Here is a 14,611-nt window from a genome sequence, read left to right as displayed (position 1 = left end):
CGGCGTGCGACAACGCCGCGTCTTTGATGCCGCCTCCGGCTGGCTTAGTGTCTCCGGACACGAGCAGCCGAGGCCAGCGTGACCTACCTTTCCCAGTCAAGTCCGTCCCCGTCCAATCGGCCCAACCCAAGCCGTCCCTCTGAACCCTTCGATACAAACCATCCGCTGATCGTCTTCGACGGCGTGTGCGTGCTGTGCTCCGGCTTCGTGCGCATGGTGGTCAGGCTCGATCGCCAGGGCCGCTTCCGCTTCGCCACCGCTCAATCGCCCTTCGGCGAAGCGCTGTTCCGGCAATATGGGCTGCGCACGGACACATACGAAACCAATCTCGTCCTTGTCGATGGCGCGGCCTTCACGCGGCTGGACAGCTTTGTCGCGGTGATGTCGGAACTCGGCTGGCCGTGGCGAGCGGCCAAGGTGCTGTCGCTGCTGCCGAGGCCGCTGCGCGACTGGCTGTATGATCGCGTCGCCAAGAATCGCTACGCCCTGTTCGGCAGGAGGGAAAGTTGCGACGTCCCGTCGGCCGAACTGCGCGGTCGCATGATTGGCTGATGCATGTCGCCCAGAAGTGCTTGGCGGTTTTGGGACAACGACATGCATGAACTCAACCGTGGCTCTGGGGGGAGCAGTGCATGAAACTTCTCATCGTCGGCGGTTATGGCACCTTTGGCGGACGCATCATCCAATTGCTGGAGAGCGAGCCCCGCCTGGCCGTGATCGTCGCCGGCCGCTCCCTGGCCAAGGCCGAGGCCTGGTGCGCAAGCCGTGGCGCGGTCGCCGCCCGGCTGATGCCGGCCGCGTTCGACCGGGACGGCGATCTCGCCGCGCAACTGGCGTCGCTGCGTCCTGATACGCTGGTCGACGCCAGCGGCCCGTTCCAGGCCTATGGCGAGGGCCGCTATCGCCTGATCGAGGCCTGTATCGCCGGCCGCGTCAACTATCTCGATCTCGCCGACGGATCGGATTTCGTTGCCGGCGTGCCGGCCTTCGATGAAGCCGCCAGGCGGGCTGCGCTGTTCGTGCTGTCCGGCGTCTCCAGCTTTCCCGTGCTGACGGCGGCAGTGGTGCGCCGGCTGTCCTGCGACATGGCACGCATCGACACGATCAAGGGCGGTATCGCGCCGTCGCCCTATGCCGGCGTCGGCGAAAATGTCATCCGGGCGATCGCGGGCTATGCCGGCCAGCCGGTCGCGCTGGTGCGCGACGGCGGCAAGGCGCAAGGCCGTCCGCTGACCGAACAGATGCGCTACACCATCGCGCCGCCTGGCCGGGTGCCGCTGAAGAACACGCTGTTTTCGCTGGTCGACGTGCCGGACCTGCGCGCGCTGGGTGAGTTGTGGCCACAGGCGAAAACCATCTGGATGGGCGCCGGCCCGGTTCCCGAAATCCTGCACCGCGCCCTGATCGGCCTTGCCTGGCTGGTGCGCATCGGGCTGGTTGGCTCGCTGTCGCCGCTTGCCCCGTTGATGCATTGGGCGACCAACCGGCTGCGCTGGGGCGAACATCGCGGCGGCATGTTCGTCCTGGCCGAGGGTGCCGACAGGGCCGGCACGCCGGTCAAGCGCTCATGGCATCTTCTGGCGGAAGGCGATGACGGGCCATTGATCCCGTCCATGGCGGTCGAGGCGCTGGTCCGCAAGGCACTCGACGGCCGTGTGCCGGCGGCAGGTGCCCGCGCCGCCGTGGACGATCTCGAGCTTGCCGATTACGAAGCCCTGTTCGCGGGCCGGACGATCTATCCCGGCTTTCGCGACGACACCGCCGCCAGCCCGGACAAACCGCTCTATGCGAGGCTGCTTGGCGATGCCTGGCAAGGCTTGCCCGATGAAATCCGAGCGATGCACGACCAAACGAAAATGGCGCAAGGCCGTGCCAGCGTCAAACGCGGGCGAAACATCCTTGGCCTGATGACGGCATGGCTGGTCGGGTTTCCCAAGGCGAGCGAAGACATCCCGGTTCGTGTCAGCTTCGACGTCGACGGGGAGGAAGAGACCTGGACGCGGACATTCGGCACGCACAGCTTCTCCAGCCGCCAGTTCGCGGGGCGAAGGCGCTGGCAACGCCTGCTGTGCGAGCGCTTCGGTCCGCTGACCTTCGCCATGGCGCTGGTGGCCGAGGAGGCCAAGGTGTCGCTCGTCCTGCGCGGCTGGAGCGTTCTTGGCCTGCCTTTGCCGATGTGGCTTTGCCCGCGGTCCACATCTTACGAAACCGTCGAGAGTGGCCGCTTCCGTTTCCATGTCGAGATTTCGCATCCGTTCACCGGATTGATCGTGCGCTATCGCGGCTGGCTCGAGCCGGTGGATTCTCACGCCGCGAAGATGTCGCCTGATGCCGTTGCCAGCTAGCCGCAGGGCTCGGCGATTGGCGGAAACGCTTGTCATTTCGTCGCCCTAGGGGAGCAAGGAGCGAAGCGACGCGGCGCAGACCCCGGGATCCATGCCGCGACATCGACACCATCACAGCGGTGCAGAATTCGGCTCCGCCGCGCACGCCACCTCCCACCATGGCATGGATACCTGGGTCTCCGCGACGCCGCTTCGCGGCTGCTCCGCCCTGGTATGACGAAAGGCTTGCACCGCGCCCGATCAGAGCCGAAAGATTTTTTCTGCGCCCTGTCGAAACCGGCCGCTGCCGCGCGACATACGTCTGGCCCCGCAAGGACGCGGCCGTCCAAACCACGGGAGAACACCCATGCGATACATACTTTTGATCAATGGCGACGAAGCCGCGCTGGCGAAAACGCCGGTCGAGCAGCTCCAGCAGATGAGCGCGGCCTATGCCACCTATACCGAAGCGTTGAAGAAATCCGGCGTATGGCTGGCCGGCGAGCGACTGCGCCCGACCCAGGCGACCACCTCGGTGCGGATCGCCGACGGCAAGACCCATGTGATCGACGGCCCCTATGCCGACACCAAGGAGCAGCTTGCCGGCTTCTATATGATCGAGGCGGCTGACATCGACACCGCCATCGAATGGGCGGCGCGCTGTCCGGCGGCCAGCACCGGCACGGTCGAACTGCGTCCGATCTGGGAATTGGCCGACTACATGCCACAGAAATGACGATGTAATGGACAGTCGCCCGGAGATCGCCCGGGCGGCCGCCGAGGCCGCCGCCCGACAGAGTTATGGCAAGCTGGTTGCCTGGCTCGCGGCGCGCACGCGCGACGTGGCCGCGGCCGAGGACGCGCTGGCTGATGCCTTTGCCGCGGCGCTCGAACGCTGGCCGAAGTCGGGCGTGCCCGAGAAGCCGGAAGCCTGGCTGCTGGCCGTGGCGCGTCGGCGTCGTGTCGATGCGGTGCGCCGGCGGCTCACTCGGGAGGCCGCCCGCGATCATCTCAAGCTGATCGCCGAGGAGATGGAGGCGCGCATGACCGACGAAGATCTGCCCGACGAACGGCTGCGGCTGATGTTTGCCTGCGCGCATCCGGCGATCGAACCGGGCGTGCGGGCACCGCTGATCCTGCAGACCATCCTCGGCTTCGATGCCGCGACGATCGCTTCCGCCTTCCTGGTCTCGCCGGCAACGATGGGCCAGCGCCTGGTGCGCGCCAAGACGCGCATCCGCGAAACCGGCATTCCGTTGCGGGTTCCGGAGCGGGCCGAACTCGGCGAGCGGCTGGACGCCGTGCTGGAGGCGATCTACGCCGCCTTCGCCGAAGGCTGGTCCGATCCGGCCGGCACCGAGACGCGGCGCCGCAACCTCGCCACCGAAGGCATCTGGCTCGGCCGCCTGGTCGCCACGCTGATGCCGGAAGAGCCGGAAGCGCTTGGCCTGCTCGCGCTGATGCTGTTTGCCGAGGCCCGCCGTGCCGCCCGGCGTAGCGCCGAAGGCGACTTCGTGCCGCTGGCCGAACAGGATTGCGACCTGTGGGACCGCGCCCTCATCGATGAGGCGGAGGCGCTTCTGTCCCACGCCGCGACGAGCGGCGTCGTCGGCCGCTACCAGCTTGAGGCCGCCGTACAGTCCGCCCACGCGGCGCGACGGCTGACCGGCCGCACCGACTGGGTGGCGATCCGTGAACTTTACGACGCGTTGCTTTCGATCGCCGGATCGCCGGTGGTGGCGATCAATCGCGCGGTGGCGCTCGCCGAGGCTGAGGGCGCCATGGCGGGGCTGGCGGCGCTTTACGTGCTGGGTGACGACAAGCGGCTGAATGAGTATCAGCCTTACTGGGCGGCGCGGGCCGGTCTCCTCGCCAGGCTTGGCCAGGTGCCGCAGGCAACCGAAGCCTATGACAGGGCGATCGGCCTGGAACGCGATCCGGCGCTGCGCCGGTTCCTGCAAGGCAAACGCGCAGCGCTGCGAAACTGACCCTTAGAGCAATTCCAGGAAAAGTGTGAACGGTTTTCCGTCCGGAATTGCGTCAAAACAAAGAGTTAGGGTAGTTCGCCGTTTCCATGAAACGGTGAACTGCTCTAGCCCGGCCACATCTCGTGCGACGTGTTGAGCGTCTTCAGAAGTGGATGCTCGCGCAGCTTCGCCCACAAGCGTTCGATATCAGGCCAGGCTGTCCGCGCGGTTTCGATGTCGGGATGCCAGGCCACGAGCATGACGAGATAGATGTCGGCCAGCGACATCGCCTCACCCACCAGCCAATCACGGCCGCGCAAGGCGGCATCGAGAACGGCGAAGCCGCGGTCCATCTCGGCGATGGCCGCCTGCTTGACGGCTTTCGTGCCGTCGGCGTCGGCCGTGTAGCGATAGGCGTAATACAGCCGCAGGATAGCGGGGTAGAGCACCGACGACATGAACGCCATCCAGCGCAGGAACTCGACGCGGGCCGGCGCGTCGATCGCCGGCGCCAGGCTGGCCTCGGGATGGCGCTCCGCAAGCAGAATGCAGATCGCCGCCGATTCGGTCATCGAGCGCCCGTCCGGCAAGGTCAGCACCGGCACCTGGTTCAGCGGGCTGATGTCGAGGAAGGCCGGATCGGGCCGGTCGGACTTCGGCACGTCGATCTGCTCGAACGGCGCGTTCGCCAGCGCCAGCGCGGCCTCGACGACGAAGCCGCCGCTGCCCGGACGGGTATAAAGCTTGTACATGAAATCCTCCCCGACCTGCGCAACGCAGGCCCGGGCGATATGAACCGGAAGCAGGGTTCCGCTCAAGCCGGGCGGCAGGCGCCACGGAAGGATTTTTCAGCGGGCCAGCGAGATTGGGTCACGACGCTGCCCTTCGCGTCGTCATCCACGGGCGGAGCAAGGAGCGAAGCGACGCGGCGCAGACCCGAGGATCCATGCCGCGACTTCAAAGCGCCGCGACGGTACAAAAATAGACCTTCACCCTGCACCGCGGCACTCCTCGGCCGCGATCACGGCATGAATCCCAGGGTCTGCGCGCCGCTTCGCGTCACTCCGCCCTGGGATGACCAAGCTGTTAGGCCTAAGCCCCCAGCCCTTCGAACAGGATCGTCGACAGATAACGTTCGGCGAAGTCGGGAATGACCACGACCAGGGTCTTGCCCTTGTTCTCTGGCCGCGAGCCGACCACGATTGCCGCTTGCAGGGCAGCACCGGACGAAATGCCGACCGGCACGCCTTCAAGGCGGGCGACGAGGCGTGCATTGGCGACGGAATCCTCATTGGAAACCTTGACGATCTCGTCGTAGATCGTGGTGTCGAGGATTTTTGGCGCGAAGCCGGCGCCGATACCCTGGATCTTGTGCGGGCCTGGCTGGCCGCCCGACAGCACCGGTGAGGCTTCCGGCTCGACGGCGACGACATGCAGCGAAGGCTTGTGCTTCTTCAACACCTGGCCGACGCCGGTGATGGTGCCGCCGGTGCCGATGCCGGCGACGAAGATGTCGACCTCGCCTTGGGTGTCGTTCCAGATTTCCTGGGCGGTCGTCTTGCGGTGGATTTCCGGATTGGCGGGGTTTTCGAACTGCTGCGGAATGACGGCGTTGGGGATCGTCGCGGCCAGCTCGTCGGCCTTGGCGATGGCGCCCTTCATGCCTTTCGGGCCTTCGGTCAGCACCAGTTCGGCGCCGAGCAGCGCCAGCATCTTGCGACGCTCGATCGACATTGTCTCGGGCATGGTCAGGATCAGCTTGTAGCCCTTGGCGGCGGCGGCGAAGGCGAGCGCGATGCCGGTGTTGCCCGACGTCGGTTCGATCAGCGTCGTCTTGCCGGGTGAAATCTTGCCTGCCGCCTCCAGCGCCTCGATCATCGCCACGCCGATGCGGTCCTTGACCGAGGCGATCGGGTTGAAGAATTCGAGCTTGGCCACGAGGTTGGCGACGATCCCCTTCTCCTTGGCGAACTTGTCGAGCCGTACCAGGGGCGTGTCGCCGATCGTGTCGGTGATGGAACTGTAGATGCGGCCGCGGCCGGGGGCGCGGGCGGAGGTGACGGGCTTGTTCATGGTTTCGCTCCCAGGAGTTCAGGCAAGTGGCATTGCAGCCGGCAAGATAGGGCTTTCAGCCGCGCAACATAAGCTGTCGGCCGGAAATATCCGAGTGGGGCCTGTGTCTAAAACGCCGTCGTCCCGGAAAAGCATTTCGCGGAAAAGCCTGGCACCGGAATGTTTTGGCTGAAAGGGTGCTACTGGCGGGCGGCGATCGCTGCCGCGGCGCCGACCATGAAGCCGGCGGCGGTACGGTTCAGCACCTTCAGGGCGCGCGGCGATTTCAGGAACCAGCGCGCCTTGGCGGCGAGCGCCAGGTAAGGGACCAGGACGACGAACAGGACGATGACCGTCAGCGCGGCGAGAATGCCGTAGTCCGCCAATGTGATGGTCTTCAGGTCGACGATGGTCGGCGTGATGGCGAGGTAGAAGATCATCGTCTTGGGATTGCCGAGCGTGACGGTGAGGCCGGCGATAAAGCTCGAAACCAGTCCGCCCTTGCCCTTCCTGGCCTCAACCGTTTCGGGCGTGATGCCGGCGGTCCAGAAGCGCCAGCCCAGAAACGCCAGATAGGCGACGCCGGCCCATTTGATCACCAGGAACACCATGCCGAAGGTCTGCGCGACAAAGGCGAGGCCAAGCACCACGGCGGTAAGATAGGTGAGGTCGCCAACCATCAGGCCGAAGAACATCGCCAGCGACGAGCGGAAGCCGGAGCCGAGCGCACGCGCGACAAGCGCGGTGATGCCGGGGCCGGGGATGGCGGCGGCGATGCCAAGGGCGGCGCTGTAGGTGAGGAAGCCGGTGAGGGTCATGGTTTCGGTCTCGGATCGGAGAGCTTTATCGCATGGCGCGCGCCACGGTTGAATTCCCTGGGGTCGGAATCCATTGCACCAGACATCGCGGCCTTCCCCCTGCGAGGAGAGCTGCGCCAGCCGGGCAAGGATCCTTCAGGAGCGGGCACCGCCATAGGTCACGCGCCAGATGGTGCCGTTGCCGTCCTCGGTGACGATCAGAGCACCGTCGCTCGCCACCGCCACACCCACCGGCCGGCCCCACACCTCGCCATTGGAGACCACGAAGCCGGTCATGAAATCCTCGTACTCGCCGGTCGGCTTGCCGTCCTCGAACAGCAATCGCACGACCTTGTAGCCGGTCCTGTTGCCGCGGTTCCACGACCCGTGCAGGGCCACAAAGGCGTCGCCCCTGTAGTCCTGGGGAAAACCGGTGCCGGCCGGAAGATCCTGGCGGTCGTAGAAGGCGATGTTGAGCGGCGCCGAATGCGCCTGCATCAGCACATCGGGAATGGTTGCCTTGCCGGCGAGATCGGGCCGCGCTCCCTTGTGGCGCGGATCCTCATTGTCGCCGATATAGTACCAGGGCCAGCCGTAGAAGGCGCCGTCCTTGACCGATGTTGCGTACTCGAACGGCACATTGTCGCCGAGCGCATCGCGCTCGTTGACGACGCACCACAGCGCCCCGGTCGCCGGCTGCACGGTCATGCCCGAACAGTTGCGCAGGCCGGTGGCGACGATGCGGCCGTTCTTGCCGTCCGGGTCGAAGGCCAGCACGTCGGCGCGGCCGTCCTCGGAACCCCATGTCGCGCCAAGTGGCTTCGACGTCACCCACGCTTCGAGGCCGCCATCCGGCGCCTTGCCCATGTCCTCGGCGATGTTCGAACCCGAGCCGACCGACAGATAGAGCGCCTTGCCGTCAGGCGAAAAGACGATGTCGCGCGTCCAGTGATGGTTGGAGGGAATCCTGTCGACGATGGTTTGCGGCTCGCCGGCGGCCTTCAGCTCGCCATTGCGGTAGGCAAAGCGCACGATCCTGTCGCTGTTGGCGACATAGACCCATTGCGGGTCATTGCCCGGCGGATAGAAGGCGATGCCATAGGGCTGGTTGAGATTGCGGGCAAAGATGGCGTCCTCGACGGGCTTGGCACTGTCCTTGGACAGGCGGTAGACACGGATCTGGTTGGCTTCGCTGTCGGCGACGAACAGGTCGCCGTTCGGCGCGATGCGCACGACGCGCGGATTGTCGATGCCGGACGCGATCAGCTCGGCCGAGAACCCCGGCGGCAGTTGCGGCTTCGCGCCTGCCGGCATGTCGGCGAGCCCGGCGCTGTTCGAGGCGGATTTGGTGACATAGGGCTTCGGCAGGTCTTCTGGCTTGATCAGGCGACGCACACCTGGCTTGTCGGCGCGCCAGTCGCCGAAGGCGGCTGGGCCTTTCAGCACCGGTTGGTCCGCCTGCTGTGCGAATGCCGCTGTTGCGAGAAAGAGCGCTGGAAGCACCAGGCCGGCCGATCGGATCATCTTGTCCTCCATCTGGTCGCGAAGGAAACCAACGGTAGGTCTGTCCAGAGGTTCCGCCTCATACGATGCGTCGAGGAAGCGAAAGACCGGTTTCCGGTCTATGTCCCGGCAGCGTAAAAATCGTCGTCGAGGCGTTTTTCCAGCGCGACGAGATCCGCCGGCAGCGGCAGGCCCATGGCGCGCATCTCCCGCAGTTTTTCGCGCAGCTGTTCCTGGATTTCGTGCTGGTCTTCCGGCTGGTTGACCATCTCCTCGAGCAGCAGGCTGATCCGGGCCTTGAATTCTTCGAGCGCCATTCTTTTTCTCCTTGCTGCCCGTCTCTTCTGTCCGGGGCGCTACCTTAACATGCGCGATATCAGCTGCGCGGTATAATCGACCATCGGCACGATGCGGGCGTAGTTCAGCCGGGTCGGGCCGATGACGCCGAGCGCGCCGACGACGCGGGCATCCTTATCGCGATAGGGCGCGACCACCAGCGACGAGCCGGACAGCGAGAACAGCTTGTTTTCCGAGCCGATGAAGATGCGCACGCCCGATCCCTGTTCGGCTAGATCGAGCAGCTGGATCAGCCCGTCCTGCGTCTCCATGTCCTCGAACAGATGCCGCAGCAGTTCGATATCGGCCTGGGCGGTGACGTTTTCGAGCAGGTTGGCGCGCCCGCGTACGATCAGCCGCGCCGGCAGGCCGCTTTCGGCGCCTGCCCACACCGCAAGCCCCTTCTCGACAAGGTCCTGCGACAGCGTGTCGAGCGCGGCTCGCGTCTCTTCCTTGATGCGGGCGATCTCGGTCCGCGCCTCGGCCAGCGTGCGGCCGCGGATATGCGCGTTGAGGAAATTCGAGGCCTCGTGCAGCTGCGAGAGGGTGATGCCGGCGGGCAGCTCGACGACGCGGTTCTCGACATCGCCATTCTGCGACACCAGCACGGCAAGCGCCTTGGTCGGTTCCAGCTGGATGAATTCGATATGCTTCAGCGCCACCTCGTTCTTGGCGGCGAGCACCAGGCCGGCGCCGCGCGACATGCCCGACAGCATCTGGCTGGCCTCGGTCAGCATGTGCTCCAGCGTCGCGCCCGAGCCGGAGGCTCGCACCTGTGCCTCGATGGTGCGGCGCTCCTCGTCGGAAAGGTCGCCAAGCTCCATGAAGGCGTCGACGAAGAAACGCAGGCCGGCCTGCGTCGGCAGGCGGCCGGCCGAGATGTGCGGCGCGTAGATCAGCCCGAGGTGCTCGAGGTCGCTCATCACATTGCGGATGGTGGCCGGCGACAGCGAGGAGGGCAGGATGCGCGACAGGCTGCGCGAGCCCACCGGCTCGCCGTCCCTGAGATAGGAATCGACAATGCGCCGGAAGATGTCGCGTGAGCGCATGTCGAGTGATTGCAGTGCAAGCGGTTGCGAACCCGGATCGATTGCCTTGGTCATTCGGCCAAAAACCTCCTTGTTCAGGATATAGACTTCGGCACGGTGGGCGCAACCCGGTGTCTGTGTCGGATCATCCCGGGTGTCTGTGTCAGATCACCGGTCCGTTTTCCTTTGCGCGCTGCCCCCCATGCGTCTAAAAGCCGGCCACGATTCCGAAAAATGACTGGAAAGAAGCCCGAATGCGCCCCTCCAAACGCCAATTCGACGAAATGCGCGCCATCTCCTTCGAGCGCGGCGTCTCCAAGCACGCCGAAGGCTCGTGCCTGGTGAAGTTCGGCGACACCCATGTCCTGTGCACGGCGAGCCTCGAGGAGAAGGTGCCGGGCTGGATGCGCAATTCCGGCAAGGGCTGGGTGACGGCTGAATACGGCATGCTGCCGCGCTCGACCGGCGAGCGCATGCGCCGCGAGGCTTCGGCCGGCAAGCAGGGCGGCCGCACGCTGGAAATCCAGCGCCTCATCGGCCGTTCGCTGCGCGCCGTGGTCGATTTGCAGGCGCTGGGCGAACAGCAGATCACCGTCGACTGCGACGTCATCCAGGCCGATGGCGGCACCCGCACCGCCTCGATCACCGGCGGCTGGGTGGCGCTCCATGATTGCCTGCGCTGGATGGAAGCCCGGCAGATGGCCAGCGTCGCCAAGGTGTTGAAGGACCATGTCGCGGCGATTTCCTGCGGCATCCATGATGGCCAACCGGTCATCGATCTTGACTATCTCGAGGATTCCTCGGCCGGCACCGACGCCAACTTCGTCATGACCGGCAAGGGCGGCATTGTCGAGATCCAGGGCACCGCCGAGGGCGAGCCTTTCTCGGAAGGGCAGTTCGCGGAATTGATGGGCCTGGCCAAGAAAGGCATCCAGCGCCTGGTCAGCCTGCAGCAGATGGCGGTGGCGTAAGCCATCGATTTTCTGGTGACCCCTTCCGCCATCCTTGAATCAGCCCTGTACGTCACCGATCTGGCGGCGGCGGAAGAATTCTATGTCGGCGTGCTCGGCCTCGACCTGCTCGGCAAGGTGGACGGCAGACATCTTTTCTTCCGCTGCGGGCCGGGCGTGCTGCTGGTCTTCAACGCCGAGGCGACCAGAATACCTCCGGCGCCGGACGCCCGGCTGAAAGTGCCGCCGCATGGCGCGGCCGGCGAAGGTCATCTCTGCTTCGCGGCGACCGCTGCGGAAATCGTGGCCTGGAAAGCCCATCTGGAGGCAAAAAGAATAGCCATCGAAAGCGAATTCGAATGGCCGCAAGGCGGCCGTTCGCTCTATATACGCGACCCCTCGGGCAATTCGATCGAGTTTGCCGAGCCAAGAATCTGGGGCCTTTGATGCATTCTCTTGATGGAAAGAAGATCGTCGTCGCCAGCCACAATGCCGGCAAGCTGCGCGAATTCGCCGATCTGATGGGGCCGTTCGGCTTCGAAGCGAAGTCGGCGAAGGACTATGGCCTGCCGGAGCCGGACGAGACCGGCACCACTTTCGAGGAGAATGCCTACATCAAGGCGCTGGCCGCGGCGGAGGCGACCGGCCTGCCGGCGCTGTCGGACGATTCGGGCCTCTGCGTCGACGCGCTCGACGGCGCGCCTGGCGTCTACACCGCCAACTGGGCCGAAACTCCCGACGGCAGCAGAGATTTCGCCATGGCCATGCAGCGCACCGAAGTGGCGCTGCAGGAAGTCGGCGCTGCCCTGCCGGAACAGCGCAAGGGCCGCTTTGTCGCCGTCATTTGCCTCGCCTTTCCCGACGGCGAGGCCGAGTATTACCGCGGCGAGGCCGAAGGCACGCTGGTCTGGCCGCCGCGCGGCGAACTTGGCTTCGGCTATGATCCGGTGTTCTTGCCCAATGGCTTCGAAAAAACCTTCGGCGAGATGAGTGCCGAGGAAAAACACGGTTGGAAGCCGGGCCAGGCGACGGCGCTGTCGCACCGTGCCCGCGCTTTTCAGAAATTCGCCCAGGCGCGATTGAATTTGCCGGGATTGGGCTCGGCATGACTGGATCCGGCATGACCATGCCGCTCGACCGGGCGCCGGGCTTCGGCGTTTACATCCATTGGCCATTCTGCGCGGCCAAGTGCCCCTATTGCGACTTCAACAGCCATGTCCGCCACCAGCCGGTCGACCAGGAGCGCTTTGCCGCCGCCTTCGAGGCGGAACTGGCGACGATGCGCCAGCGCACCGGGCCGCGCGAGGTGACCAGCATCTTTCTCGGCGGCGGCACGCCGTCGCTGATGAAGCCGGAAACGGTGGCCAGGGTTCTGGACGCCGTGGCCAGGAACTGGACGGTGCCTGATGGCATCGAGGTGACGCTGGAGGCCAACCCATCCTCGGTCGAAGCCGAACGTTTTCGGGGCTATCGGTCGGCGGGCGTCAACCGCGTCTCGCTCGGCGTGCAGGCGCTGAACGACAAGGATCTGCGCTTCCTCGGCCGGCTGCACAATGTCGATGAAGCGCTGCACGCCATCGGCCTCGCGCGGGAAATATTCCCAAGGCTGTCCTTCGACCTGATCTACGCCCGGCCCGGCCAGACGCCGGAAGCCTGGGCATCCGAGCTCGAACAGGCGATCGGCCATGCCGCCGACCATCTGTCGCTCTACCAGCTGACCATCGAGGAAGGCACGCCCTTCCATGCGCTGCATGCGGCGAAGAAATTCATCATTCCCGACAATGACCACGCCGCCGACCTCTATGCGCTGACGCAGGAGATAACGTCCGCGCACGGCCTGCCGGCCTACGAGATTTCCAACCACGCCAGGCCGGGCGCCGAGAGCCGGCACAACCTGACCTACTGGCGCTATGGCGAATATGTCGGTGTCGGTCCCGGCGCGCATGGCCGCTTCGTCGAGAATGGCCGCCGCACGGTGACGATAGCCGAGCGGATGCCGGAAACCTGGGCCAATCTTGTCGAGGCCAAGGGCCATGGCGTTACCGGCGGCGAGATCCTGACCCGCTCGGAAGAGGCCGACGAATTCCTGCTGATGGGGCTGAGACTCGCCGAAGGCATCGACCTCTCGCGCTACGAGGCGTTTTCCGGGCGCGGCCTGTCGAGTGCGCGGCTGTCCATGCTGCAGGGCGAGGGGCTGGTGGCGCCGATCGGCAATGCGCGGCTGCGCGCCACGCCGGCCGGCATGATCGTACTCGACGCCGTGGTGGCCGACCTGGCGCGCTGATCCTTGAAAAACGTCCTTTTCGTCTGCAGCCAGAACCGCTTGCGCAGCCCGACCGCCGAGCAGGTGTTTTCAACGCGCCGGGATATCGAGGTCGCATCGGCGGGGACCAACCATGATGCCGACACGCCGCTGACGCATGAGCTGGTCGCTTGGGCCGACATCATCTTCGTCATGGAAAAGGTGCACCGCAACAAGCTGCAGAAGAAATTCAAGGCCAGCCTGAAGAAGGCCAGGGTCATCTGCCTCGACATACCTGATAACTATGAATTTATGGATCCGGATCTGGTCCGGCTGCTTGAGGTGCGCGTTTCTCGGTATCTAGGGTGACAGATGGCTTGCCGCGCGCGCTTGGCGATGAAGCATCGGCCACCGCGCAATCCGGACCCGAGTCGACTTCAAAGAAGAAATCCTGATGGTGAAAATCGCCGCCGTCCTCCCAGGATTGTTGGGTGAGGCCACAGCCCGCGTAGGAAAACACGTCGATCTTTGTGGCCCGCGGCGCCTGGATCCATTGTTCGCCGACTTTGTGGAACATGTAGTGTGATGTGGCTGGATCGTCTGAACGCATATGCAGGTGGATGCCCGGCATCGCGAATTGCGGATCAATGTCCAGTTGCAGATGGGCGGCGGAGAGACCTTCGACGGTTATCCAGTCCCGGTTGGAAATAGGCTGATTGAACGCCGGATAGCGAATTCTCGCGAATTCCCGTTCCTCGGTTTCGCCGACCAGCACCCCTCGGAGCGAGAGTGTCTTGCCAAAGAGGCCACTGGCCGCCGTTGCCCTGAACTTGACCGTTCGTGGGCTTTGCGCGGCGGATGAAGAGCCGGCCTCTGCGTTGTTTCTTGTATTGGCTGAGGACGTGAAGGCGACAATGCCGACCGCAAGGGCCAACAGTCGCGGACCAATCAGCTTTTCAGTCGCGATGCGCTTCAATTTTGTCAGCGATCTCGTCAGGCGTCGTGCTTGAAACGGCGCTTGCCGCGATCCTTCTCGGCATGCGCCTCTCCGTTGCGGGCCGGTTTGGCGTCAGCCTTTTGCCGGCGAACGCTGTGCTGGTCGTTCATCGGATGCGGGGGCACGCCTTCCCTGGCGCTTTTCGTTTCAAGACGGGTGATGAAGATATCGAAGCGATTGGGCATCGTTCGGTCAGTGCTCCGTCGTGCTGTCTGGTTTGTTGTCGGAAAGCCTGACATTGGTGGGCAAGGCCTTGGCGGCCCGCTTGGTCAGGCTGGCGTCGTTCTCGGCAGGCAGGCGCTTGCCCCTGGGCAGGGAGGCGCTGTTGCGGCCGGCATAGTAGGGCGCGAAAGCGTCCTGTATCTTCAGGCTGTCCATCCTGTCCTCCCTTGGGAATCAGGGCCTAAATCTGCCA

At 65.0% G+C, this 14,611-nt stretch carries 18 protein-coding genes; 9 read left to right on the top strand and 9 right to left on the bottom strand.

Annotated features, from left to right (window positions below):
• Positions 1-78 precede the first annotated feature (78 nt).
• The 4 genes from MesoLj_RS04330 (at position 79) to MesoLj_RS04315 (ending at position 4,312) form a co-directional block, all read left to right on the top strand.
• Complete coding sequence (locus tag MesoLj_RS04330) at positions 79-552, top strand: thiol-disulfide oxidoreductase DCC family protein (protein ID WP_202325191.1); 474 nt, start codon at positions 79-81, stop codon at positions 550-552.
• Between the two features lie 80 nt (positions 553-632).
• The gene (locus MesoLj_RS04325; RefSeq protein WP_202325190.1) at positions 633-2,345 is read left to right on the top strand and encodes an SDR family oxidoreductase; all 1,713 of its coding nucleotides are present in this window, start codon (positions 633-635) and stop codon (positions 2,343-2,345) included.
• 346 nt (positions 2,346-2,691) lie between these two features.
• Entirely contained in the window at positions 2,692-3,060 is a 369-nt protein-coding gene (locus MesoLj_RS04320; RefSeq protein ID WP_140771022.1) for a YciI family protein, read from the top strand.
• A 7-nt stretch (positions 3,061-3,067) separates the two neighbouring features.
• On the top strand, positions 3,068-4,312 hold the full coding sequence (locus MesoLj_RS04315) for an RNA polymerase sigma factor (RefSeq protein WP_202325189.1): 1,245 nt from the start codon (positions 3,068-3,070) through the stop codon (positions 4,310-4,312).
• Between the two features lie 104 nt (positions 4,313-4,416).
• Here MesoLj_RS04315 and MesoLj_RS04310 read toward each other — a convergent pair whose 3' ends face one another.
• From MesoLj_RS04310 to hrcA, 6 genes are all read right to left on the bottom strand, one after another.
• The gene (locus MesoLj_RS04310; protein WP_202325188.1) at positions 4,417-5,043 is read right to left on the bottom strand and encodes a glutathione S-transferase family protein; all 627 of its coding nucleotides are present in this window, start codon (positions 5,041-5,043) and stop codon (positions 4,417-4,419) included.
• Positions 5,044-5,383: 340 nt separating this feature from the next.
• Positions 5,384-6,364 carry a cysteine synthase A gene (cysK, locus tag MesoLj_RS04305; protein WP_140771005.1) on the bottom strand — a complete coding sequence of 327 codons (981 nt, stop codon included), beginning with the start codon at positions 6,362-6,364 and terminating at the stop codon, positions 5,384-5,386.
• A gap of 179 nt (positions 6,365-6,543) precedes the next feature.
• Positions 6,544-7,161, bottom strand: coding sequence for a LysE family translocator (locus MesoLj_RS04300; RefSeq protein ID WP_202325187.1), 618 nt, complete (start codon positions 7,159-7,161; stop codon positions 6,544-6,546).
• 135 nt (positions 7,162-7,296) lie between these two features.
• On the bottom strand, positions 7,297-8,664 hold the full coding sequence (locus MesoLj_RS04295) for a PQQ-dependent sugar dehydrogenase (RefSeq protein WP_202325186.1): 1,368 nt from the start codon (positions 8,662-8,664) through the stop codon (positions 7,297-7,299).
• A gap of 98 nt (positions 8,665-8,762) precedes the next feature.
• Entirely contained in the window at positions 8,763-8,960 is a 198-nt protein-coding gene (locus tag MesoLj_RS04290; RefSeq protein ID WP_013892036.1) for a hypothetical protein, read from the bottom strand.
• Positions 8,961-8,999: 39 nt separating this feature from the next.
• Positions 9,000-10,082 carry a heat-inducible transcriptional repressor HrcA gene (gene hrcA / locus MesoLj_RS04285; protein ID WP_140770999.1) on the bottom strand — a complete coding sequence of 361 codons (1,083 nt, stop codon included), beginning with the start codon at positions 10,080-10,082 and terminating at the stop codon, positions 9,000-9,002.
• 179 nt (positions 10,083-10,261) lie between these two features.
• Here hrcA and rph point away from each other — a divergent pair, with 179 nt between their 5' ends.
• Genes rph through MesoLj_RS04260 form a run of 5 tightly spaced genes read left to right on the top strand, consistent with a single transcriptional unit; the run spans position 10,262 to position 13,568 of the window.
• Positions 10,262-10,978: a ribonuclease PH gene (gene rph, locus MesoLj_RS04280; RefSeq protein WP_140770998.1), complete on the top strand. Its 717-nt coding sequence runs from the start codon at positions 10,262-10,264 to the stop codon at positions 10,976-10,978.
• 15 nt (positions 10,979-10,993) lie between these two features.
• The gene (locus MesoLj_RS04275; RefSeq protein WP_202325185.1) at positions 10,994-11,404 is read left to right on the top strand and encodes a VOC family protein; all 411 of its coding nucleotides are present in this window, start codon (positions 10,994-10,996) and stop codon (positions 11,402-11,404) included.
• Positions 11,404-12,066 carry an RdgB/HAM1 family non-canonical purine NTP pyrophosphatase gene (gene rdgB / locus MesoLj_RS04270; protein ID WP_140770994.1) on the top strand — a complete coding sequence of 221 codons (663 nt, stop codon included), beginning with the start codon at positions 11,404-11,406 and terminating at the stop codon, positions 12,064-12,066. The genes MesoLj_RS04275 and rdgB overlap by 1 nt, the downstream gene beginning before the upstream one ends.
• Positions 12,063-13,241 carry a radical SAM family heme chaperone HemW gene (hemW, locus tag MesoLj_RS04265; protein ID WP_202325184.1) on the top strand — a complete coding sequence of 393 codons (1,179 nt, stop codon included), beginning with the start codon at positions 12,063-12,065 and terminating at the stop codon, positions 13,239-13,241. The genes rdgB and hemW overlap by 4 nt, the downstream gene beginning before the upstream one ends.
• Before the next feature lie 3 nt (positions 13,242-13,244).
• Positions 13,245-13,568 carry a low molecular weight protein tyrosine phosphatase family protein gene (locus MesoLj_RS04260; protein WP_202325183.1) on the top strand — a complete coding sequence of 108 codons (324 nt, stop codon included), beginning with the start codon at positions 13,245-13,247 and terminating at the stop codon, positions 13,566-13,568.
• On the opposite strand, the gene MesoLj_RS04255 is transcribed toward MesoLj_RS04260, so the two are convergent.
• The 3 genes from MesoLj_RS04255 to MesoLj_RS04245 are packed head-to-tail and all read right to left on the bottom strand — an operon-like array spanning position 13,510 to position 14,574.
• Positions 13,510-14,175 carry a hypothetical protein gene (locus MesoLj_RS04255; RefSeq protein WP_202325182.1) on the bottom strand — a complete coding sequence of 222 codons (666 nt, stop codon included), beginning with the start codon at positions 14,173-14,175 and terminating at the stop codon, positions 13,510-13,512. The genes MesoLj_RS04260 and MesoLj_RS04255 overlap by 59 nt on opposite strands.
• Positions 14,176-14,192: 17 nt before the next feature.
• On the bottom strand, positions 14,193-14,381 hold the full coding sequence (locus MesoLj_RS04250) for a hypothetical protein (protein WP_202325181.1): 189 nt from the start codon (positions 14,379-14,381) through the stop codon (positions 14,193-14,195).
• A 7-nt stretch (positions 14,382-14,388) separates the two neighbouring features.
• Positions 14,389-14,574: a hypothetical protein gene (locus MesoLj_RS04245; RefSeq protein WP_140770986.1), complete on the bottom strand. Its 186-nt coding sequence runs from the start codon at positions 14,572-14,574 to the stop codon at positions 14,389-14,391.
• Positions 14,575-14,611 lie beyond the last annotated feature (37 nt).

Source organism: Mesorhizobium sp. 113-3-9 (assembly GCF_016756515.1).
GTDB lineage: Bacteria > Pseudomonadota > Alphaproteobacteria > Rhizobiales > Rhizobiaceae > Mesorhizobium.
The sequence above is the reverse complement of the archived record's forward strand: the minus strand, read 5'-3'. Positions and strand labels throughout refer to the sequence as shown.

What these genes read in the sequence shown, in the direction of transcription:
- MesoLj_RS04290 (WP_013892036.1), bottom strand. Translation starts at nt 8,960, where the DNA reads ATGGCGCTCGAAGAATTCAAGGCCCGGATCAGCCTGCTGCTCGAGGAG.
- MesoLj_RS04250 (WP_202325181.1), bottom strand. Translation starts at nt 14,381, where the DNA reads ATGCCCAATCGCTTCGATATCTTCATCACCCGTCTTGAAACGAAAAGC.
- MesoLj_RS04310 (WP_202325188.1), bottom strand. Translation starts at nt 5,043, where the DNA reads ATGTACAAGCTTTATACCCGTCCGGGCAGCGGCGGCTTCGTCGTCGAG.
- MesoLj_RS04325 (WP_202325190.1), top strand. Translation starts at nt 633, where the DNA reads ATGAAACTTCTCATCGTCGGCGGTTATGGCACCTTTGGCGGACGCATC.
- cysK (WP_140771005.1), bottom strand. Translation starts at nt 6,364, where the DNA reads ATGAACAAGCCCGTCACCTCCGCCCGCGCCCCCGGCCGCGGCCGCATC.
- MesoLj_RS04315 (WP_202325189.1), top strand. Translation starts at nt 3,068, where the DNA reads ATGGACAGTCGCCCGGAGATCGCCCGGGCGGCCGCCGAGGCCGCCGCC.
- hemW (WP_202325184.1), top strand. Translation starts at nt 12,063, where the DNA reads ATGACTGGATCCGGCATGACCATGCCGCTCGACCGGGCGCCGGGCTTC.
- MesoLj_RS04320 (WP_140771022.1), top strand. Translation starts at nt 2,692, where the DNA reads ATGCGATACATACTTTTGATCAATGGCGACGAAGCCGCGCTGGCGAAA.
- rph (WP_140770998.1), top strand. Translation starts at nt 10,262, where the DNA reads ATGCGCCCCTCCAAACGCCAATTCGACGAAATGCGCGCCATCTCCTTC.
- MesoLj_RS04300 (WP_202325187.1), bottom strand. Translation starts at nt 7,161, where the DNA reads ATGACCCTCACCGGCTTCCTCACCTACAGCGCCGCCCTTGGCATCGCC.
- hrcA (WP_140770999.1), bottom strand. Translation starts at nt 10,082, where the DNA reads ATGACCAAGGCAATCGATCCGGGTTCGCAACCGCTTGCACTGCAATCA.
- rdgB (WP_140770994.1), top strand. Translation starts at nt 11,404, where the DNA reads ATGCATTCTCTTGATGGAAAGAAGATCGTCGTCGCCAGCCACAATGCC.
- MesoLj_RS04245 (WP_140770986.1), bottom strand. Translation starts at nt 14,574, where the DNA reads ATGGACAGCCTGAAGATACAGGACGCTTTCGCGCCCTACTATGCCGGC.
- MesoLj_RS04295 (WP_202325186.1), bottom strand. Translation starts at nt 8,664, where the DNA reads ATGATCCGATCGGCCGGCCTGGTGCTTCCAGCGCTCTTTCTCGCAACA.